Genomic DNA, 19,508 nt, shown 5'->3' on the forward strand with positions numbered 1-19,508 from the left:
AACAATACAACATTGTCACAACAACCATTCCGCCGCATTGTCACGTCTAGATTTCCACCTGCGTGCCCAGTTCGATTACCCGGTTGCTCGGGATCTGATAGTAGTCGGCCGCCGTGCGCGCATTGCGCGACATGGTGACGAACAGGTGCTCGCGCCACGGCATCATGCCGGCGCCCGGCGTCGAAATGATGGTCTGGCGCGCGATAAAGAACGACGTTTCCATCATCTCGAAGTCCAGTCCCTGCTGCGCGCACTGCGCCAGCGCGGACGGAATGTCCGGTTCATCCTTGAAGCCGTAATGCACGTTGACCTGGTAGCACTGGTGGCCCAGTTCCACCACGCGCACGCGCTCCGATGGCGCCACCCACGGCTCTTCATGCATGAAGACGGTAAGGAAAATGACGCGCTCATGCAACACCTTGTTGTGCAGCAAGTTATGCAGCAACGCATGCGGCACCCCATCCGTTTCGCCGCGCAGGAAGATGGCCGTGCCGGGCACGCGCATCGGCGGCGCGATGAACAGCGACGAGAGGAATTCGTTGAGCGGAATCGCATGCTTTTCCAGATTCTGGAATACCAGCTGGCGGCCCCGTTTCCAGGTCAGCATGATGATGAACAGGATGGCGCCCAGCAGCAGCGGGAACCAGCCGCCGTGGAACAGTTTCAGGGAACTGGCGGCGAACAAGTTCACATCGATGATCAGGAAGAAGCCCGTGGCAGCCCAGCACAGCAGCAAATTCATCTTCCAGCGGTAGCGGATGACGAAGAAGGTCAGGATCGTGGTCGCCAGCATGGTGGCCGTCACCGCGATGCCGTAGGCGGCGGCCAGCTTTTCAGACGAACCGAAACCGACGACGGCCATCAGCACCACGGCCAGCTGCAGCCAGTTGACGGCGGGGATGTAGATCTGCCCGATTTCGCTTTCCGACGTGTGGCGCACGCGCATGCGCGGCAAAAAGCCCAGCGCGATGGCTTGCTTGGTCATCGAGAAGGTGCCGGAAATGGTGGCCTGCGAAGCGATGACGGTGGCCATGGTCGACAGGATCACCAGCGGATACACGCTCCAGGCACCCAGCTGCTGGTAGAACGGATTGGAAATGGCTTCCGGGTGCGCCAGCAGCAGCCCGCCCTGGCCCAGGTAATTGAGCGCCAGCGCGGGGAAGGCGATCAGAAACCAGGCCATGCGGATCGGCTTCTTGCCGAAGTGGCCCATGTCGGCGTACAGCGCCTCGGCGCCCGTCAGCGCCAGCACCACGGCGCCCAGCGACAGGAAGGCGATGCGGCCATTGTCCAGCAGGAAGGCCACCGCATGCAGCGGATTGATGGCGGCCAGGATGCCCGGCGACTTGATGATGTTGACCACGCCCATGCAGGCCAGCGCGACAAACCAGATCAGCATGATAGGAGCGAAGAAGCGGCCGATACCGGCCGTGCCGTGCGACTGCACCGAGTACAGGGCCACCAGCACCACGATCGTCAGCCACACCACATAAGGACTGAAGGCGGGCGTGGCCACTTCCAGGCCCTCGATGGCCGACAGCACGGAAATGGCCGGCGTGATCACGCTGTCGCCATAGAACAGGGTGGCGCCGAAGACGCCGATCACCATCAGCGGCACATGCCAGCGCGAGGACTTGCTGACGGACGACAGCACCAGCGCCATCAGGGCCATGATGCCGCCCTCGCCGCGGTTGTCGGCGCGCAGCACCAGGGTCACGTACTTGAGCGAGACGATCAGGGTCAGGCCCCAAAAGATCAGCGAGACGATACCCAACAGGTTGTTATGGGTGACCGCCAGGCCGTGGGCCGGGTCGAAGACCGTCTTCAGGGTGTACAGCGGACTGGTGCCGATATCGCCGTAGACGATGCCGACGGCCGCCAGGGTCAAGCCGACCAGGCCGCTTTTTTTGTGTTCCGACGTCAAGATTGCACCCGTTTTTGTTTTGTTGCGTCGCACAATATGATAGGTATTAGCAAATAGCAAGAGTATTTTTGCATGGTTCCGCAGCTGCCCCAAAGTCGTGGTTTTTGTGCCGCTCCGCCTTGCTGCGCGGGCTTGCGGCCATTGATTTGTTGCCATTCTACGCCTCGCCAGCGGCGCCGGGCAGCCCCCGATGTTTTCAGCCATAATGACAGACTGTCTACTCTCCAGCGAAGCCCATCATGAATCCAGGCATGCTTTACGCCTCCCTCGCCTTCCTGTGCTGGGGCCTGTTTCCCCTGTATTTCCATGCCATTGGCGAGATCGCGCCGCAGGAAATCCTGGCGCACCGCATGGTCTGGTCGCTGTTGTTCCTGGGCATCGTGCTGACCGTGCGCCGCCAGTGGAGCTGGCTGGGCGCCCTGAAAGGCCAGCCGCAGGTGGTGGCCAGCTTCGTCGCCAGTGCTTTCTTGCTGTCCGCCAACTGGTTCATCTATATCTGGGCCGTCAACAACGGCCACGTGGTCGACGCCAGCCTCGGCTACTTCATTACGCCCCTGATCAATGTCATGCTGGGCTTTTTGCTGCTGCACGAGCGCCTGCGCCGCCTGCAGTGGCTGGCCATCGGCCTGGCCGCCTGCGGCGTGGCCTGGCTCACTTGGCAGGCGGGGCAGGTACCGTGGATCGCCCTGCTGCTGGCGGCCACCTTCGGCGGCTATGGCTTGCTGCGCAAGACGGCCGCGCTGGGCGCGCTGGAAGGCTTGTCGTTTGAAACCTTGATTTTATTTCCCCTGGCCCTTGCCTACATGCTGTGGCTGGCCTGGCATGGCCAAAGCGGCTTCGTCAATACAGATTCCACCGCCACGCGCGCGCTGCTGCTGGCGTCCGGCCCCATCACGGCCATTCCGCTGCTGCTGTTCGCCGCCGGCGCGCGCCGCCTGCCGCTGGCCGTGCTGGGGCTATTGCAATACATCGCCCCCACGGGCCAGCTGCTGATCGGCGTGTGGGTCTTCCACGAATCGTTCACGCCCGAACGCATGCTGGGTTTCCTCGTCATCTGGACGGCGCTGGGCCTGTATGCGGCCGAAGGCCTGTGGAGCAGCCGCCGCGCCCGCCTGGCCGCCTGATCGGCCCGTTCCGGCAGCGCACAGCGCTGGCCGGAAGCGGGCGTTTACCGTATCCTGTCCGTCTTTGTATATCACCCGAGATTTCTAATGGCAAATTACGTCTACACCATGAATCGCGTGGGCAAAATCGTCCCGCCCAAGCGCCAGATTCTGAAAGATATTTCCCTCTCCTTCTTCCCAGGCGCGAAGATCGGCGTGCTGGGCCTGAACGGCTCCGGCAAATCGACGCTGCTGAAAATCATGGCCGGCATCGACACCGACATCCAGGGCGAAGCCGTGCCGATGCCGGGCCTGAACATCGGCTACCTGCCGCAGGAACCGCAGCTGGACCCGGCAAAAACCGTGCGCCAGGAAGTCGAGTCGGGCCTGGGCGAAGTGTTTGAAGCGCAAGCCAAGCTGGAAGCCGTGTACGCCGCATATGCCGAGGAAGACGCCGATTTCGACGCCCTGGCCACGGAACAGGCACGCCTGGAAGCGATCATCTCGACCTCCGATGGCGGCAATTTGAATTTGCAACTGGAAATGGCCGCCGACGCGCTGCGCCTGCCGCCATGGGACGCCACCATCGGCGTGCTGTCCGGCGGCGAGAAGCGCCGCGTGGCGCTGTGCAAGCTGCTGCTGTCGAAACCGGACATGCTGCTGCTCGACGAGCCGACCAACCATCTGGATGCGGAATCGGTCGACTGGCTGGAACAATTCCTGCTGCGCTTCCCCGGCACCGTGGTGGCCATCACCCATGACCGCTACTTCCTCGACAACGCGGCCGAATGGATCCTGGAGCTGGACCGCGGCCACGGCATTCCATGGAAGGGCAACTACTCGACCTGGCTGGACCAGAAGCAAGCGCGCCTGAAGCAGGAAGAGGCGACGGAATCGGCGCGCCAGAAAGCGCTGCAGAAGGAATTGGAATGGTCGCGCCAGAACCCGAAAGCGCGCCAGGCCAAGTCGAAAGCCCGTCTGGCCCGCTTCAACGAACTGTCCGAGCACGAATACCAGAAGCGCAACGAAACGCAGGAAATCTTCATTCCCGTGGCAGAGCGCCTGGGCAATGAAGTCATCGAGTTCAAGAACGTGTCGAAAGCGTTCGGCGACCGTTTGCTGATCGACAACCTGAGCTTCACCGTGCCGCCAGGCGCCATCGTCGGCATCATCGGCCCCAACGGCGCCGGTAAATCGACCCTGTTCAAGATGATCACCGGCAAGGAAACGCCGGACAGCGGCGAAGTGGCCATCGGCCAGACGGCGCGCGTGTCCATCGTCGACCAGAACCGCGATAGTCTCGCTGACAACAAATCCGTGTTCGAAGACGTCTCCGGCGGCGCCGACATGCTGACGGTCGGCCGCTTCGAAATGCCGTCGCGCGCCTACCTGGGCCGCTTCAACTTCAAGGGCTCGGACCAGCAAAAGCAAGTGGGCAACCTGTCCGGCGGCGAACGTGGCCGTCTGCACCTGGCGAAAACCCTTTTAATGGGTGGCAACGTCCTGCTGCTCGATGAACCGTCGAACGATCTGGACGTGGAAACCTTGCGCGCGCTGGAAGACGCCTTGCTGGAATTTGCCGGCAGCGTCATGGTCATTTCCCATGATCGCTGGTTCCTCGACCGTATCGCCACGCACATCCTGGCGTTCGAAGGCAATTCGCAGGTCACCTTCTTTGACGGCAACTATCAGGAATATGAAGCCGACAAGAAGAAACGCCTGGGCGAAGAAGGCGCCAAGCCGAAACGCATCCGCTACAAGCCGCTGACCACGTAAATTCGGTCCGGCCATGTAAAAAGGCAGTTACCTCGCGGTAACTGCCTTTTTTTCAGCACATTTCCAAGTGATTAGAAATTATAGCGTGCGCCCAAAGCCAGGCCGGTAGCCTTGCGGCCCTGGTCGGCGCTCTTGCCGAAGTGTTCCACTTCCGCCGTCAGCGAGACTTTCTCGTTGATCGCGTACTGCGCGCCGACGGAAGCGTACACACCCGTCTTGTCGTTGCCGCTGATGCCGGTCGACAGACCCGTACCGCTCAAGCTGTTCTTGACCTTGGCCACGCCAAGCTTGCCGAACACGCCGACTTTGTCGCTCACGGGCATGGTGGCCTTGCCGGCCAGGTAGTAGCCGTGCGAATCGCTCTTCACGGAACCGTTGCCGGCGCCGGTGACATAGCGGTAATCCTTGCTGCCGAAATCGGCATAGCCGCCCTCAATCGCCCAGGTTTTATCGAAATCGTAACCGGCGAAGATCTTGGCGCCAGCCTTGTAGCCGCTGTGATTATCGGCGCTGGTGGCGCCAGGAATGTCGAAATTATAACGGTTGCCCGTGATACCGGCGCCCACATAGGCGCCTTCGGCGTGCGCGGCGCTCATGCCGGTCAGTGCAGTAACGGAAGCGATCATTGCAAACAGGATTTTCTTCTTCATCATGTTCTCTCTCTCAATTAGTGAATGGTGCCTGGATTCGCAGTTCAGCGAAGTGCGATGACTACACAATAACAGCCGAAAAAAGCGACGTCTTTCTCCATTCCGTAAGAACTGTGACAAGATGTAAGCGGACATTCCAAACTGACAATAACAGTAAAATGCACACCGTTGAACGAACTTAAGATAGACTTAAGAACATTAGCGATTTTCAGTCCAGAGGAGCAGTGCATGCACAAACGCGAGTTTCTCGCCGCCGCCGTGGCGGCGGCCACCTTGCCGGCCATCGGCCGGGCGGCGCCCGCCGGTCTGCGCGGTCCTGCCCTGCTGACCGTCACGGGCAGCGTCGACAAGCCGAACCGGGGCCCGTTCGACGCCGTGCGCGACCAGATGATGCACAAGCAAAAAATCAGTTTTGAGCGGGCGCGGGCATTCGACTTTGCGGCGCTGACGAACTTGCCGGCACACACGATTCGCCCTACCCTCGAATACGATGGCAAGGCGCATGCGCTGCGCGGGCCGCTGCTGGTCGATGTCTTGAAGGCGGCGGGCGCGCCGCAGGAAGGCGAGGTCCGCCTGCTGCTGCGCGCCGTGGATGGCTATGCGGCGGCGCTGACCATGGCGCAGGCGCGCGCACAGCGTTTTATCGTCGCCACCCACCTCGATGGGCAGGCGATGGCGCTGGGCGGCCTGGGGCCGCTATGGGCGATCCACGACGCGGACCGCATCGCTGCCGTGGCGGCACTGCCCCTGGCCGAACGCTACGCCAGCTGCCCGTGGGCGCTGTATCACATCGGCGTGGAAGCTGGTTAAGCTGGCTTGCAACGCCAGACAAAACCGTCGCGAGCGGCAGCGATTTGAGGCCGGGAAGCGCAAGCGTGTTTGAGCACGGGGGCGCCGAGCCGGTGAGCATCGCCGGCCGCAAAGCGCGACGCGCAGCAGGTTTTGACAGGCGTTTAGGCGTAGGCTTCGGCCATCGACATAACCCGTGGCGCAATGGTAATGCCGTGCTCCTCGAACAGGGCCGTGATGGCCGCCACGTTGTGCGTGCACTCCTCGGTTTTCCAGCCCTTGAAGATATCCGTGCCATCCTTCTGGAAATGCAGGTCCAGCACTTTGCCGCCATCCTTGTGCAGGTAGGGCGAACTATAGGTGTTCTCGAAACCGAGCGCCTTCAATTGCTCCAGCAAGGCCAACGGCGGATGGTCTGGATCGGTGGCAAGAAAAATGCCGAAGGTCTTGCCTGGCGGCTTGGCGGCGATGTCGACCTCGTAGATGCCAGGGGCCTTGCTAACGGACGTACTCTTTAAAAATAACATGCAACACTCCCTGCGCGGAATGTCCCGCGCCTGAAACGGGCGGCAAGACAGGGGCGATGCGCAATGATTCCCCTCATCAAATCTTATTGCTAATTTGCATCTTTGTCGACAAATCGGCACTTTTATTTGGTAAGTCGTGGTTATCTTGTCGCGTTCGCCAGCATAAATTGTCAATAAAACCAGTTATCATTGCGCCAATATCCGCCCTGCTGCATACTTTTAGCTTGCCTCACCATGGCCTTCCCGCCTGCCACTACCTCGTCTCCATGCGTCTTCTGTCGATCAAATACCGCCTGCTTATCCTCCTGACCCTGATCCTGGGGGCGGGCTTCATGGCCACCAGCCTGGCCAGCTACCTGGCTTCGCGCCAGGCCATCGAGCACGGCATCGCCGACCAGACCCTGCCGCTGACAGGCGACAATATTTACTCGGAAATCCAAAAGGACATGCTGCGCCCCGTCTTCATCTCCTCGCTGATGGCGCACGACACCTTCGTGCGCGACTGGATACTGGCCGGCGAAAACAAGCCGGAACAGATCGTGCGCTACCTGGCCGAAGTCAAGAAGAAGTACGGCGCCATCACCAGCTTTCTCGTCTCGGACAAGAGCAGCAAATATTATTACGCGGAAGGCACCTTGAAATCCGTCAGTCCGGAGGCGACGCGCGACATCTGGTACTACCGCGTGCGCGCCATGGACAAGACCGACTATGAAACGAATGTCGACGTGGACATGGCCAACCGCGACAGCATGACCATCTTCATCAACCACCGCGTGGTCGACTACGATGGCCATTTCATCGGCGCCACCGGCATCGGCCTGACCCTCGCCACCATGAGCCACATCATCGACCGCTACCAGGCACGCTTCTACCGCAACATCTATTTTGTCGATGCCGCCGGCTCCCTGGTGCTGGCGGGCAAGACCATGCGCAACGGGCACGGCAATATCCACAGCCTGCCCGGCGTGAACGCCATTGCCGAGCAGATCATCAACCACCGCAGCGAGCCGACGCATCTGTCGTACCAGCTGGGCCGCGCGCAAATCCTCGTCAACTCGCGTTTCATTCCCGAACTGGGCTGGTACCTGGTGGTCGAGCAAAACGTCAGCGACGAAGTCCAGTCGCTGCAGCGCGTGTTCATCTTCAACCTGGCCATCAGCTTTGGCGTCACCCTGCTGGTACTGCTGCTGACCTTGCTGACGGTGAACCGCTACCAGCGCCGCATCGAGCGCATCGCCTCGACGGATGCCCTGACCGGGCTATTGAACCGCCAATCGCTGGAATTGCTGTTCCAGCGCGCGATGTTATTGTCCAAACGCAATGAGCAGCCGATGTCGGCCATCCTCTTCGACATCGATTTCTTCAAGCGCGTCAACGATACCCACGGCCACCTGTGGGGCGACAAGGTCATCCGTGGCGTGGCGGACGTGGCGCGCGCCACCGTGCGCGAAAGCGATGTCATCACGCGCTGGGGCGGCGAGGAATACCTGGTGCTGCTGAATGACTGCAGCCTGGCCAAAGCGGCGGAAGTGGCGGAAAGCCTGCGCGCCGCCATCGAGCGGCACGATTTCGGCCTGCCCGAACCGCGCGTCCCCGTGACGATCAGCCTGGGCGTGACCGAGTACCGGCCAGAGGAAAGCGAATCGGCCTTCTTTTCGCGTGCCGACAGTGCCTTGTACCAGGCCAAGGAACAGGGCCGCAACCGCCTGCACGCCGCCTAAAGCGCGCACTTGCGCCGGGCAAGGTCCTGCGTGGGCGCCACCAGCGCCCGGTACAACTCGCCCGTGGCGGCATCCCAGCTTTGCACGGCCAGCTGCTGGCGTTGCACGGTAGCCGAATCGCCGCGCGCGATGGGACCGGACAGCGCCGGCGCGGCGCCCAGGCGGAACACGTTCGCCACCGCTTCCGTCACCAGCGGCTGCGCCAGTTCGCGCGCCACCGGTTCGGGAATGCCGGCCGCCTGGTAGGCGCGCAAGGCCGCGTCGAGCACCGTCACCAAGTAATTGCTGGCGAAGACGGCAGCGGCGTGATACAGGGTCTTGGCGGCCGGATCGATGGGCACGGGGCGCGCGCCAATAGCGATCAAGGCCGGCGTGAGGAAAACCAGCGCCAGCGGGTCGCCTTCGACGCCGCAAAACGTGCCGTCGAAGGTGGCGGCCACCTGCCGCGGGTCGGCAAAGCTGCGGATCGGGTGGGCGCTGGCGACAAAAGCGCCGGCCTGCGTGGCCGCCAGCAGCACGTTCGAGGCCAGCGCGCCGCTGCAGTGGAACACGATGGCGCCCGCCTGGCGCCCCTCGGCCACCAGCGCCGCGCAGGCCGGGCCGATCTGGTCGTCCGACACGGCCAGCATGGTGACGTCGGCGTGGCGCAAGGCCGCATAGCTGTCGACGGGGGTGCCGGCGCCGATGAAGTCCACGGCCGCCTGCGCCGACGCCATCGAGCGCGTCAGCACGTCCTGCACAGCAATCCCGTCCACCTCGGCGAACAGACGGCCCAGCACCGTGCCCACGTGGCCGGCGCCGATGATATTCAATGTCACGTTCATGATGATGGTCTAAAAGCTCGATCCCGGCTGGCGCAAAAATTCCACTTCTTCGGACGTGGAAGCGCGGCCCAGAATGGTGTTGCGGTGCGGGAAGCGGCCGAAGCGGGCGATCACTTCCTGGTGGCGCTCGGCGTAGTCGAGCATGCTCTCAAAACCGGGCTGCGTCTGCGACAAGCGCTGGAACAGCTCGACCGCGCGCGCCTGCATGGCCAGGTCTTCCGCATGTTCGAACGGTAAATACACGAAGGCGCGCAGCATCGGCGGCAGCTGCTGGTCGAGTCCCTGCTGCGTCATGGCGACGGCCAGCGCCAGCGCCCAGGCGTCGCCGGCAAAGGCGCGCGGCGTGCCGCGGTACACATTGCGCGTAAACTGATCGAGCACGATGAGGCGCGCCAGCGCGCCGTGCGGCGTCGCATCCCATTCACCCAAGTCGCCGGCTATGGCGGCATCGATCAGCGCGCCGAAATACGCGCGTATCTGCGCATCGAAACCGTCGTCCTTGCGGAACCATTCCATGCGCGCCTGGCCGTGGCCGGGGTGATCCGGCGGCAGGAACCAGAAGTCGAGTATTTTTTGAGCCTGGCGGTCCATGTCCATCCTTTTCAGTTGCGTGCATGCGACAGCTGGAAGCCGGCGATGCCTTCGAAGGCGGCCAGTTCGGCCGACATGGCCGACAGGCTGGCGCCCGTGTTCTTGCCATGCGCGATGGCGACAAAGCGCCATTCCTGCATGCCGTCCGTGCTGCCGATGGTCAGCGAGCCGCCCGCGATGTCGTAGCCGCGCTTGGCGGCCATGCGCCGCAGCGCATCCTCGCGCGGAATGAATCCCTGCTTGAAGCGCATGGTGATGGCCACCGCGTGGCGCGACGGCAGCCAGTTCTCCAATTTTGACAGAAAAATCATCGCCATCGCGCACAAAAAGGCCAGGCCCATGGCCGACAGATAAAAACCGATGCCGACCATGATACCGATCACGGACGAAGCCCAGATCGAGGCGGCCGTCGTCAAGCCGCTGATATTGAAACCCTCGCGCATGATGACGCCGGCGCCGAGGAAACCCACGCCCGTGACGATGCCCTGGATGACGCGCGTGGGATCGCTGCCAACGATGGCGCCATGGCCGCCGTACCAGAACTCGGGATAGCCGCCCAGCACGGTCAGCGCGGCCGAGGCCATGCACACGAGGCTGTAGGTGCGCATGCCCGCCGCGCGCCCGTGATACGAACGCTCGTAGCCCACCAGCAAGCCCAGCAGCAGCGCACCGAGCAGGTTCAGCAGGATCACGCCATTCGTCGCCAGCTCGGCCGGCGACCAGTAGGCGCGCAGGAAGTCGATGGTCGGCATCTAGGGCTTTTTCGTCAGCTGCTTTTCAAACGCCACGTCGAGCTTGCTGACGCGGCGCGCCTTTTGCGGTCCCAGGCCATTCACAAAGGCGACAAAGGCGTCGAGTTCGAGCGGCGGGCACAGAGGCGGCAAGCCGGGGCCTTCCGTGAGGAAGAACAGCTCATCGCCCGTGCGCGCCATCGTGTAGAGGCGGTTGCCGCTGCGTTCCTTGAGCCGCTCGATGGCGGACGTGGCGCGGGTCGAGCGCATCAGATGGCTCCCGTGCGCTGTTCCAGCCACGCCAGCGCAGGCGCATTGGCCGCCAGGTGCGGCGCCAGGCGCGCGCGGACGGTCGCGTGATAGTCGTTGAGCCAGGCCGCCTCGTCGTCGCGCAGCAGCGAGCGTTCCACGCAGCGCGTGTCGATCGGGCACAAAGTGAGCGTTTCAAATTTCAGGAAGTCGCCAAACTGCGACGACTGCGCCGGTACATTCAGCACCAGGTTCTCGATGCGGATGCCCCACTGGCCGGGTCGGTAGATGCCCGGCTCGATGGAGGTGATCATGCCTGGCTCCATCGCCGTCTGCGGCTCCGGCATGGCGGACTGCGAAATCGATTGCGGCCCTTCGTGCACGTTGAGGAAGAAACCCACGCCATGGCCCGTGCCGTGGCCAAAGTCGATGCCTTCGGCCCACAGGGGCGCGCGGGCAATCGCGTCGAGCATGGGCGACTTCACGCCGCGCGGGAACTGCGCGCGCGACAGGGCGATCATGCTGCGCAAGACCAGGGTGAAATCGCGCCGGTGCTCTGCCGTGAGCGTGCCGACGGGGACCACGCGCGTGATGTCCGTGGTACCGCCCCAGTACTGGCCGCCCGAGTCGATCAGCAACAAGCCGTCGCCTTCGATGGTGGCCTCACTGCCCGCATGGGCGTGGTAATGCATGATGGCGCCATGCGCATTGAAGCCGGCGATGGTGCCGAAACTGGGGCTGACAAAACCGGCGCGGCGCGCGCGGGCGGCCGTCAAGTGTTCATCGACGCCGATTTCCGTCAACGGCGCGCGCTGCGGGTCGGCCAGGGTGCTATCTAACCAGCTGAAAAATTCGCACAGGGCGGCGCCGTCCTGCTCCATGGCGGCGCGCACGTGCGCCGCTTCAGCATCCGTCTTGCGCGACTTGGCCAGGGTGGTCGGGTTGATGGCTTCGACCACGCGCACGCCGTCGGGCACGGCCTGGCGCGTGCCGAACGTGATGCGGCGCGGATCGAGCAGCAAGGTGGCGCCGGACGGCAGGGCCGCCAGCGTGGCCGCCGCGCGGTCATACGCGGCCACGTCCACGCCTTCGCTCTCCAGCGTGGCGCGCAGGGCGGCGGGCAGCTTGCCGTCGGTGACGAACAGGGTGGCGCGCTCGGGGCCCACCAGCGCATGGGCGAGGAAGACGGGGTTGTAATTGACGTCGGCGCCGCGCAAGTTGAACAGATACGCGATATCGTCGAGCGTGGAAATGACGTGGTGGCTGGCGCCGTGCGCCGCCATATTGGCGCGCAGCGTCGCCAGTTTTTCCATGCGCGACAGCGATGGATACGCGGCCGCATGCTCGTACACCGGCGCGGCGGGCATGGCCGGGCGGTCCGGCCAGACGGCATGCAGCACGTCCGTATCCGTGCGCAGGGTCACTTGCGCGCCCAGCGCCTGCTGCAGCAGGCGCGCATTGGCCAGGCCCAGCACGGCGCCGTCGACGGCCACCGTCTGCCCCGGCTGCATGGTCTCGCCCAGCCAGTCGATATACAGCACGCTGGCGCCGGACGGGATTTTCTTCAGGACGATGCCGCTGCCGGCCAGTTCGTCTTCCGCCTGCTCCCAGTAGCGGCCATCGGTCCACACGCCGGCGAAATCCTGCGTCACGACCAGGGTGCCGACGGACCCCGTAAAGCCCGACAGCCACTCGCGGCCCTGCCAGCGGGCCGGCAGGTACTCGGACAAATGCGGGTCGGCCGAGGGCACGATGCAGGCGTCGATATGCTGCGCGCGCATGGCGCCGCGCAGCTGCGACAAACGGGAGGCGGGAGTGGATTGGTCTGGTGTCTGCATGGGAGCGAAAATGGCGCGGTGCTGGGAAGCGTCTATGATACCGCGATTAGCGGCCGGGCTGCACTCGCTGCAGCGCCAGAAGCGCCCCGGCGGCGGCGGCGATTTTTTCCAGCAGCGCTTCGTCGTAGGGCAGCCACGGCACGGCGCCCAGCTTGCTCCCCTGCGCTACCGCCTCGATCACCGCCTCGGCGCCATCCTTCGTGACCCTGCCGGTGCTCAGGTGGATCGCATGCCCGCCCACCATCAGGTGGCGCGCTTCGAGCGCCATCCGGCCATCCCCGATCTGGTCCGCGAATACCTGTTCCAGCACGGCGCGCCGCATGCCCGCCATCGGCCCCGGTGCCAGGTCGGCCAGGTAAAACAGGCGCTGTTCGCGCTCCACGCTTTGCTCTTCCTCCACCAGCGCCAAGGCGCTGGCGCTGACCAGCAGGTCCACCGCGCGGCACGCTTCCGAATACGCCACCGGCGCCATCGGCATCATCTGCGCGGGCGCCAGCCCGTTTGACGTGCAAGCGCCGCCCGCCCCCGGATACACGCGTCCCTCGATGCGCAGCGACACGCGCCAGGCGCCGAACTGGCGCGACAGGCCTTCATCGTGGTCCAGGCTCCAGCCTTCGCGGCGCGCCAGTCCCAGCAAGGTGCGCAGCGACAGCTGGTAGCCGGCAAATGGGGCGCTGCCGTCGCCGGGCGGTGCATATATTTCACGATAAACCTGGCGCAGCGGCTGGCGCAGGCGCCGCTGCGCGACCAGCGCTTGCCAGGCGGCGCGCTCTTCCCCGCTGCCATGCAAAGGGTGCCACAGGCCGATCTCGCCTTGCTCAGGCAAATCCACCGGCTGCCCCTGCGCATCGATGGCCCCCGTCCCGTCGGGCATAAAGGCCATCCCATCGCCCGTGCGCCAGACCAGCGCGCGCGCCACCGCGTCGATATCGGCATCGTCGCGCAGGGCACGCCATTGGTCCATGTCAAACCACACCTCGCTGGCGTAGCCCGCTTCCAGGCGGCGCGCCAGCATGGCCTGGCGCCGCTTGCCCATGGGGCCCGGCATGCCGACCCTCCAGGCGATATCGGGCCGTTCGGCCAGCGCCCGTTCGGCCGGTTTCAGATTGCGTTCCAGTTTCTTGCGGATGCCCGCATGGCGTACCTGGGCCAGCGCCGCGCGCAGGGCCTGCAGGCTTTCGGGCGTGGGAGTGGTTTCCACCGCATGGCCCAGCGCCATCGCCAACGACTGCGACGGCGCGCTCTTGGCCGCGCCTGGCGCCACGCATGCCAACGGCAGCAAGACGATAATCACGGGCCTGAACCAGGCATCATCGCGATAGGACGCCACCCGCGCGGCGCGCGCCAGCACCGGCGAGTCTGCCGTGGCAAAGGCGGCATCGGCCGCATACGGCACGCTGCCGTCATGGATGGCGGCGATATGGCGCGCCGCCTGCTCCAGTATCGTGCGCGCAAAATCGACATACGCCGCATCGTCGGCCAGCACGTCGGCGGGATCGGCCTCGCCGATGCTGTCGCGGTTCCAGTGGCCGCTGTAGCGCGAGCCGGCCAGCGCCAGCAGCGACGGTTTCGCCAGCTGCGGCAGCACGGTGAGTTCCTGCAAGGTCAGGGGCATCGGGTAGTGCGCATGGCGCTCGTCCATCATCTGCCCGAACCGGGCCGGGGCGTCGCCGCCAGCGAGCTGCGCCAGCAGCCAGGCGGCAAAATGCTGCTCGTCCCAGCGCTTCGGTTTATCCAGGATACGCAGCGCCAGCTGCGCGCTGCCATCCGGTGGCGCGCCATGCAGGCAAGCCAGGCAGCCGATTGCGTAGGCCCAGTCGTGCACGCGGGCCGCGTCCAGCGCGTCGAGGAACATGTCGCCTGCCAGCGCCGGTGCCAGGTTCATGCTGCTCGCCTGCGCCAATAGCGCCATCGCCAGTTCGCGCCGCGCGGGATCGTCATGGCCGAAGCCTGCCGCGCGATGCAGCGCACCCCAGACAGCGCCCAGTTCCTCGGGGATCCAGTCGCTGAAATCGACCGGCGGCCCCGTGAAACGCGCATGCTCGACAAAGCCGCCATCGAGGCGCGCGCGCAGCGCCGCGGCGCGCACGGAAATCTCACTCGCCATCATCGGCCTCGTAGCGGCGCAAGCCTTCCAGGTCCAGCACGCGGATGCCGCCGTAGTCGAGGCGCAATAAACCCTTTTTTTCCAGCACCTGCAAGGCCTGGTTGGCGCGCTGGCGCGAGGAGCCCGACAGCAGGCCGATTTCCTCCTGCGACAGCTGCACCAAGGTGTCCACGCTCGGGTACAGGTGCGAATGGAACATCGACGCCAGGCAGCGCGCCACGCGCGTGTTCAGGTCCAGCAGGCGCTCGTTTTCCACCATGCCGATGAACTGGCCCAGGCGCTCATTGAGCTGCATCAGCAGGAAACGCGTAAATGGCAGGCTGGTCTCCAGCAGCCAGTGGAAGGTGCTGGCAGGCAAGCGCGCCACGCGCGTGTCGCGCACGGCGATGGTGTCGTACTTGCGCATCTCGCGCTTGAGCAGCGAGCCTTCGCCAAACCAGCTGCCCGGTGACAAGCCCGTAAACGTCATGGCCTTGCCGGAAGCGGAAAAATTATTCATCTTGACCATGCCGCTGATGACGCCGATCCAGTTGTCCACCGGTTCGCCCTTGCGGCAGACAAAGCCGCCTTTCGGCACGAAAGTCTCGAACACATCCGCCTCGACCCGGGCCATTTGCACGGGGTCGAGCAGCTGCGCCCAGTTGGCCGCGCGCACGGCATCCTTGAGGCTGATATCAGGGTTGGTCATTGTGCGATGCACCATCGAAAAGTGGGTAAATGTCCCCGAAAAGACAACTCGGCAAACTAACGCAAGCTACTATCATTGCACAAACGCCTTACACATAAAAAACACAGAGCGCCATCCAACGAGGTGGAGCCTGAGACAAGCAACAGGGAGACACTGGTGCAAACGCATACCACAGCAACAATGCCGACTTTTCCGCGGCGCTTATTGCAACACGGGACAGTACGATCCGACAAGCCCGCCTTTCGCGAAAAACACCTGGGCATCTGGCAAACCTGGACCTGGGCCGAGGTCAACGAGGAGGTGCGCGCGCTGGCCTGCGGCTTGGCCGCCATCGGTTTCCAGCGCGGCATGAACCTGGCCATCATCGGCGACAACCGTCCCCGCCTGTACTGGGCCATGCTGGCCGCGCAAAGCCTGGGCGGCGTGCCGGTGCCGCTGTACCAGGACGCGCCGGCCGCCGACATGGCCTACGTGCTGCAGGATGCGGAAATCCGCTACGCCATCGTCGAAGACCAGGAACAGGTCGACAAGCTGCTCGAACTCAAGGCCCTGTATCCGCACGTCGCCCACATCGCCTATGACGATGAACGGGGCATGCGCCATTACCGCCAGCCGGAGCTAACGTCCTTTGCCGCCCTGCAGGTGCTGGGCCGCGCCTACGACCGCGAACACCCGGGCTTTTTCGACGCCGCGGTGGCAGCGGGCCAGGGCAGCGATTCGGCCGTGATCCTCTACACCTCGGGCACCACGGGCAAGCCGAAGGGCGTGTGCCAGAGCCATACGGCGCTGCTGGCAGCAGGCGTTGGCGGCGTCGCCTTCGACCAGCTCACCGACAATGAGGACATTCTGTCCTACCTGCCCATGGCGTGGGTAGGCGACTGCCTGTTTTCGCTGGCGCAGGCCATGGTGGCCGGCTTTACCGTCAACTGCCCCGAATCGGGCGACACGGTGATGATCGACATGCGCGAAATCGGCCCCACCTGCTACTTTGCGCCGCCGCGCGTGTTCGAGAACATGCTCACCAGCGTGATGATACGCATGGAGGACGCGAGCAGCATCAAGCGCCGCATGTTCAGCCATTTCATGGACGTGGCCAAGCGCTGCGGCGCGCAGATTTTGGATGGCAAGCCCGTCTCGCTGGCGGACCGCCTCAGCTACAAGCTGGGCGAACTGCTCGTCTACGGCCCCTTGAAAAACGTGCTGGGACTGTCGCGCGTGCGCGTCGCCTACACGGCCGGCGCCGCCATCGGCCCCGACCTGTTCCGCTTCTACCGCTCCATCGGCGTCAACCTCAAGCAGCTGTACGGCTCCACCGAAACCTGCGCCTACGTGTGTCTGCAACCGGACGGCAATATCAAGTTCGACAGCGTCGGCTTGCCGGCGCCCGGCGTGGAAGTCAGGCTGGCGGCGAATGGCGAAGTGCTGGTCAAGTCGCCCGCCACCATGAGCGGCTACTTCAAGCGCCCTGACGCCACCGCCGAAGTGATCGACAACGACGGCTACTTCCATACGGGCGACGCGGGCGTGTTCGACAGCGAAGGGCATCTGAAAATCATCGACCGCGCGGCCGACGTGGGGAAGATGAATTGCGGCGCCATGTTTGCGCCCAACTACATCGAAAACAAGCTCAAGTTCTTCCCCTTCATCAAGGAAGTGGTGGCCTTCGGCCATGCGCGCGACCAGGTCTGCGCCTTCATCAACATCGACATCGAAGCGGTGGGCAACTGGTCCGAGCGGCGCGGCATCGCCTACTCCGGCTACACGGACCTGGCGGCGCGCGCCGAAACCTATGGCCTGATCCGCGACTGCATCGAACAGGTCAACGCGGAACTGGCGGCCGACCCGCTGATGGACCGCACGCAGGTGCACCGCTTCCTGGTGCTGCACAAGGAACTCGATCCCGATGACGACGAGCTGACGCGCACGCGCAAGGTGCGGCGCAAATTCATCGCCGAAAAATACGCGGTGCTGATCTCCGCCCTGTATGAGGGTAAGGCAACGCAATACATCGAGACCCAGGTGAAATTCGAGGATGGCCGCCTTGGCTCGACCAGCGCCAACCTGCAGATCTGGGACAGCAAAACATACCGGCCCCAGGGCCTGGCCGCATGATGGAGCACCGCACGATGCAAATGAACGAACCCGACGCCCATTTCGGCACGGCCCGCAAGACCGGCCCCGTGATCCTCGATCTGAAGAACATCTCGCTGTCGTTCGGCGGCGTCAAGGCGCTGACCGACATCTCGTTCGACGTCAAGCAGCATGAAATCCGCGCCATCATCGGCCCGAACGGCGCCGGAAAAAGCTCGATGCTCAACGTGATCAACGGCGTGTACCGCCCGCAGCAGGGCGAGATCATCTACCGGGGCGAACACCGGCGCGGCATGGACTGCTACGCGGCGGCCAAGTCCGGCATCGCGCGCACCTTCCAGAACATCGCCCTGTTCAAGGGCATGACGGTGCTGGACAACATCATGACGGGGCGCAACCTCAAAATGAAGTCGAATTTCCTGCTGCAGGCCCTGTACTGGGGCCCGGCGCGGCGCGAGGAAATCGAGCACCGCAAGAAGGCCGAGGAGATCATCGACTTCCTGGAAATCCAGGCCATCCGCAAGACCCCCGTGGGACGCCTGCCGTACGGCCTGCAAAAGCGCGTGGAACTGGGCCGCGCCCTCGTGGCCGAACCGGAAATTTTGCTGCTGGACGAACCGATGGCCGGCATGAACGTGGAAGAAAAGCAGGACATGTGCCGCTTCATCCTCGACGTCAACGACCAGCTGGGCACGACCATCGTGCTGATCGAGCACGACATGGGCGTGGTGATGGATATCTCCGACCGCGTGGTGGTGCTCGATTACGGCAAGAAGATCGGCGACGGCACGCCCGACGAGGTGCGCAGCAACCAGGATGTCATCAACGCCTACCTTGGCAGTGCAGCCGGGAATGCAGGCAGCACGCTGCCGGCCGGCGAAACGACCTGCCCGTGATCGGGCAGGGCTAAGCACAACCCATTGGAAAACCTCATGAATATCAATTTCTTCTTTGAAGTGCTGATCGGCGGCCTGCTGTCGGGCGTCATGTACGCGCTGGTGGCCATCGGTTTCGTCCTGATCTACAAGGCTTCGGGCGTATTCAATTTTGCGCAGGGAGCGATGGTGTTTTTCGCCGCCCTCACCTGCGTCGGCATCATGGACAAGTTCGGCCTGTCCTTGTGGCTGGCCATTCCGCTGACGATGGTGACGATGATAGCCCTGGGCATGGCGATTGAAAGAGTGGTCTTGCGCCCCCTCGTCAACCAGCCCGAAATCACGCTGTTCATGGCCACCATCGGCCTGACTTTTTTCATCGAAGGCCTGGCGCAGCTGATGTGGGGCTCGCAAGTGCACAAGCTGGACCTGCCCATCGAAGACGTGCCGATGCCCTTCCTGATGGACCATTTCAACATCATCGTTTCGCAGTTCGACGTGGTGGCGGCCGGCATCTGCGCGCTGCTGGTGGTCTGTCTGGCCTTGCTGTTCTCGAAAACCAAGGTGGGCCGCGCCCTGCGCGCCGTCGCCGACGACCACCAGGCGGCGCTGGCGGTCGGCATTCCGCTGCAGCGCATCTGGGCCGTGGTGTGGGGCGTGGCGGGCCTGGTGGCGATGGTGGCCGGCTTGCTGTGGGGCGCGCGCAACGGGGTGCAGTTCGCGCTCACCTTCATCGCCCTGAAAGCGCTGCCGGTGCTGATCCTCGGCGGCTTTACGTCGGTGCCGGGCGCCATCGTCGGCGGCCTGATCATCGGCGCGTCGGAAAAGCTGGCCGAAGTCTACCTCGGTCCCATGGTGGGCGGCGGCATCGAAGGCTGGTTCCCGTATGTGCTGGCCCTGCTGTTCCTGCTGGTGCGCCCGGAAGGCCTGTTCGGCGAGAAGATCATCCGCCGAATATAACACCACCGAAACAGCATCGTAGGTCGGGTTAGCGCATGGCGCCTAACCCGACAACAGCCAAAAC

At 63.9% G+C, this 19,508-nt stretch carries 17 protein-coding genes; 7 read left to right on the forward strand and 10 right to left on the reverse strand.

What is annotated here, in order from left to right; all coding sequences use genetic code 11:
* Positions 1-46: 46 nt before the first annotated feature.
* A complete protein-coding gene (locus CBW66_RS05760) occupies positions 47-1,924 on the reverse strand; it encodes a potassium transporter Kup (protein WP_086137271.1) in 1,878 nt (625 codons plus the stop codon).
* Between the two features lie 239 nt (positions 1,925-2,163).
* Here CBW66_RS05760 and rarD point away from each other — a divergent pair, with 239 nt between their 5' ends.
* On the forward strand, positions 2,164-3,048 hold the full coding sequence (gene rarD, locus CBW66_RS05765; RefSeq protein ID WP_070218983.1) for an EamA family transporter RarD: 885 nt from the start codon (positions 2,164-2,166) through the stop codon (positions 3,046-3,048).
* An 87-nt stretch (positions 3,049-3,135) separates the two neighbouring features.
* Positions 3,136-4,803, forward strand: coding sequence for an energy-dependent translational throttle protein EttA (gene ettA, locus CBW66_RS05770; protein ID WP_034752850.1), 1,668 nt, complete (start codon positions 3,136-3,138; stop codon positions 4,801-4,803).
* 71 nt (positions 4,804-4,874) lie between these two features.
* On the opposite strand, the gene CBW66_RS05775 is transcribed toward ettA, so the two are convergent.
* Complete coding sequence (locus CBW66_RS05775) at positions 4,875-5,456, reverse strand: porin family protein (protein ID WP_086137272.1); 582 nt, start codon at positions 5,454-5,456, stop codon at positions 4,875-4,877.
* 225 nt (positions 5,457-5,681) lie between these two features.
* On the opposite strand from CBW66_RS05775, the gene CBW66_RS05780 reads away from it, so the two are divergent.
* Positions 5,682-6,263 carry a molybdopterin-dependent oxidoreductase gene (locus CBW66_RS05780; protein WP_086137273.1) on the forward strand — a complete coding sequence of 194 codons (582 nt, stop codon included), beginning with the start codon at positions 5,682-5,684 and terminating at the stop codon, positions 6,261-6,263.
* 143 nt (positions 6,264-6,406) lie between these two features.
* Here the strand turns inward: CBW66_RS05780 and CBW66_RS05785 are convergent, their stop codons facing one another.
* Positions 6,407-6,769, reverse strand: a complete 363-nt coding sequence (locus CBW66_RS05785; protein WP_086137274.1) for a hypothetical protein — start codon at positions 6,767-6,769, stop codon at positions 6,407-6,409.
* 224 nt (positions 6,770-6,993) lie between these two features.
* On the opposite strand from CBW66_RS05785, the gene CBW66_RS05790 reads away from it, so the two are divergent.
* Positions 6,994-8,490, forward strand: a complete 1,497-nt coding sequence (locus CBW66_RS05790; protein WP_230492177.1) for a sensor domain-containing diguanylate cyclase — start codon at positions 6,994-6,996, stop codon at positions 8,488-8,490.
* Here CBW66_RS05790 and CBW66_RS05795 read toward each other — a convergent pair.
* From CBW66_RS05795 to CBW66_RS05825, 7 genes are read right to left on the reverse strand one after another with little or no spacing between them, the layout of a single operon-like run.
* Entirely contained in the window at positions 8,487-9,314 is an 828-nt protein-coding gene (locus tag CBW66_RS05795; RefSeq protein WP_086137276.1) for a Rossmann-like and DUF2520 domain-containing protein, read from the reverse strand. The genes CBW66_RS05790 and CBW66_RS05795 overlap by 4 nt on opposite strands.
* 9 nt (positions 9,315-9,323) lie before the next feature.
* On the reverse strand, positions 9,324-9,911 hold the full coding sequence (locus CBW66_RS05800) for a DUF924 family protein (RefSeq protein ID WP_086137277.1): 588 nt from the start codon (positions 9,909-9,911) through the stop codon (positions 9,324-9,326).
* Positions 9,912-9,916: 5 nt separating this feature from the next.
* Positions 9,917-10,657 carry an MgtC/SapB family protein gene (locus CBW66_RS05805; RefSeq protein WP_086137278.1) on the reverse strand — a complete coding sequence of 247 codons (741 nt, stop codon included), beginning with the start codon at positions 10,655-10,657 and terminating at the stop codon, positions 9,917-9,919.
* Positions 10,658-10,906 (reverse strand): hypothetical protein, encoded by a 249-nt coding sequence (locus CBW66_RS05810; RefSeq protein WP_071325858.1) that lies wholly within the window; start codon positions 10,904-10,906, stop codon positions 10,658-10,660.
* The gene (locus CBW66_RS05815) at positions 10,906-12,723 is read right to left on the reverse strand and encodes an aminopeptidase P family protein (protein ID WP_086137279.1); all 1,818 of its coding nucleotides are present in this window, start codon (positions 12,721-12,723) and stop codon (positions 10,906-10,908) included. Before CBW66_RS05815 ends, CBW66_RS05810 begins: the two co-directional genes overlap by 1 nt.
* 46 nt (positions 12,724-12,769) lie before the next feature.
* A complete protein-coding gene (locus tag CBW66_RS05820; protein ID WP_086137280.1) occupies positions 12,770-14,833 on the reverse strand; it encodes a DUF4132 domain-containing protein in 2,064 nt (687 codons plus the stop codon).
* Positions 14,820-15,518, reverse strand: a complete 699-nt coding sequence (locus CBW66_RS05825; RefSeq protein WP_086137281.1) for a Crp/Fnr family transcriptional regulator — start codon at positions 15,516-15,518, stop codon at positions 14,820-14,822. Before CBW66_RS05825 ends, CBW66_RS05820 begins: the two co-directional genes overlap by 14 nt.
* A gap of 180 nt (positions 15,519-15,698) precedes the next feature.
* Between CBW66_RS05825 and CBW66_RS05830 the strand changes: the two genes are divergently transcribed.
* Genes CBW66_RS05830 through CBW66_RS05840 form a run of 3 tightly spaced genes read left to right on the forward strand, consistent with a single transcriptional unit; the run spans position 15,699 to position 19,444 of the window.
* Positions 15,699-17,630, forward strand: coding sequence for an AMP-binding protein (locus CBW66_RS05830; protein ID WP_086137282.1), 1,932 nt, complete (start codon positions 15,699-15,701; stop codon positions 17,628-17,630).
* Between the two features lie 14 nt (positions 17,631-17,644).
* Positions 17,645-18,505 (forward strand): ABC transporter ATP-binding protein, encoded by an 861-nt coding sequence (locus tag CBW66_RS05835; protein WP_230492178.1) that lies wholly within the window; start codon positions 17,645-17,647, stop codon positions 18,503-18,505.
* A gap of 42 nt (positions 18,506-18,547) precedes the next feature.
* Positions 18,548-19,444 (forward strand): branched-chain amino acid ABC transporter permease, encoded by an 897-nt coding sequence (locus tag CBW66_RS05840; protein WP_170932849.1) that lies wholly within the window; start codon positions 18,548-18,550, stop codon positions 19,442-19,444.
* The last annotated feature ends 64 nt before the right edge of the window (positions 19,445-19,508 follow it).

The organism is Janthinobacterium sp. GW456P (genome assembly GCF_002127655.1).
GTDB lineage: Bacteria > Pseudomonadota > Gammaproteobacteria > Burkholderiales > Burkholderiaceae_D > Janthinobacterium.

Bases quoted from the DNA above. Each gene is read 5' to 3' on its own strand.
- CBW66_RS05815 (WP_086137279.1), bottom strand. From the start codon at position 12,723: ATGCAGACACCAGACCAATCCACTCCCGCCTCCCGTTTGTCGCAGCTG.
- CBW66_RS05835 (WP_230492178.1), top strand. From the start codon at position 17,645: ATGCAAATGAACGAACCCGACGCCCATTTCGGCACGGCCCGCAAGACC.
- CBW66_RS05805 (WP_086137278.1), bottom strand. From the start codon at position 10,657: ATGCCGACCATCGACTTCCTGCGCGCCTACTGGTCGCCGGCCGAGCTG.
- CBW66_RS05785 (WP_086137274.1), bottom strand. From the start codon at position 6,769: ATGTTATTTTTAAAGAGTACGTCCGTTAGCAAGGCCCCTGGCATCTAC.
- ettA (WP_034752850.1), top strand. From the start codon at position 3,136: ATGGCAAATTACGTCTACACCATGAATCGCGTGGGCAAAATCGTCCCG.
- CBW66_RS05780 (WP_086137273.1), top strand. From the start codon at position 5,682: ATGCACAAACGCGAGTTTCTCGCCGCCGCCGTGGCGGCGGCCACCTTG.
- CBW66_RS05810 (WP_071325858.1), bottom strand. From the start codon at position 10,906: ATGCGCTCGACCCGCGCCACGTCCGCCATCGAGCGGCTCAAGGAACGC.
- CBW66_RS05795 (WP_086137276.1), bottom strand. From the start codon at position 9,314: ATGAACGTGACATTGAATATCATCGGCGCCGGCCACGTGGGCACGGTG.
- CBW66_RS05820 (WP_086137280.1), bottom strand. From the start codon at position 14,833: ATGATGGCGAGTGAGATTTCCGTGCGCGCCGCGGCGCTGCGCGCGCGC.
- CBW66_RS05825 (WP_086137281.1), bottom strand. From the start codon at position 15,518: ATGACCAACCCTGATATCAGCCTCAAGGATGCCGTGCGCGCGGCCAAC.
- CBW66_RS05830 (WP_086137282.1), top strand. From the start codon at position 15,699: ATGCCGACTTTTCCGCGGCGCTTATTGCAACACGGGACAGTACGATCC.
- rarD (WP_070218983.1), top strand. From the start codon at position 2,164: ATGAATCCAGGCATGCTTTACGCCTCCCTCGCCTTCCTGTGCTGGGGC.
- CBW66_RS05775 (WP_086137272.1), bottom strand. From the start codon at position 5,456: ATGATGAAGAAGAAAATCCTGTTTGCAATGATCGCTTCCGTTACTGCA.
- CBW66_RS05800 (WP_086137277.1), bottom strand. From the start codon at position 9,911: ATGGACATGGACCGCCAGGCTCAAAAAATACTCGACTTCTGGTTCCTG.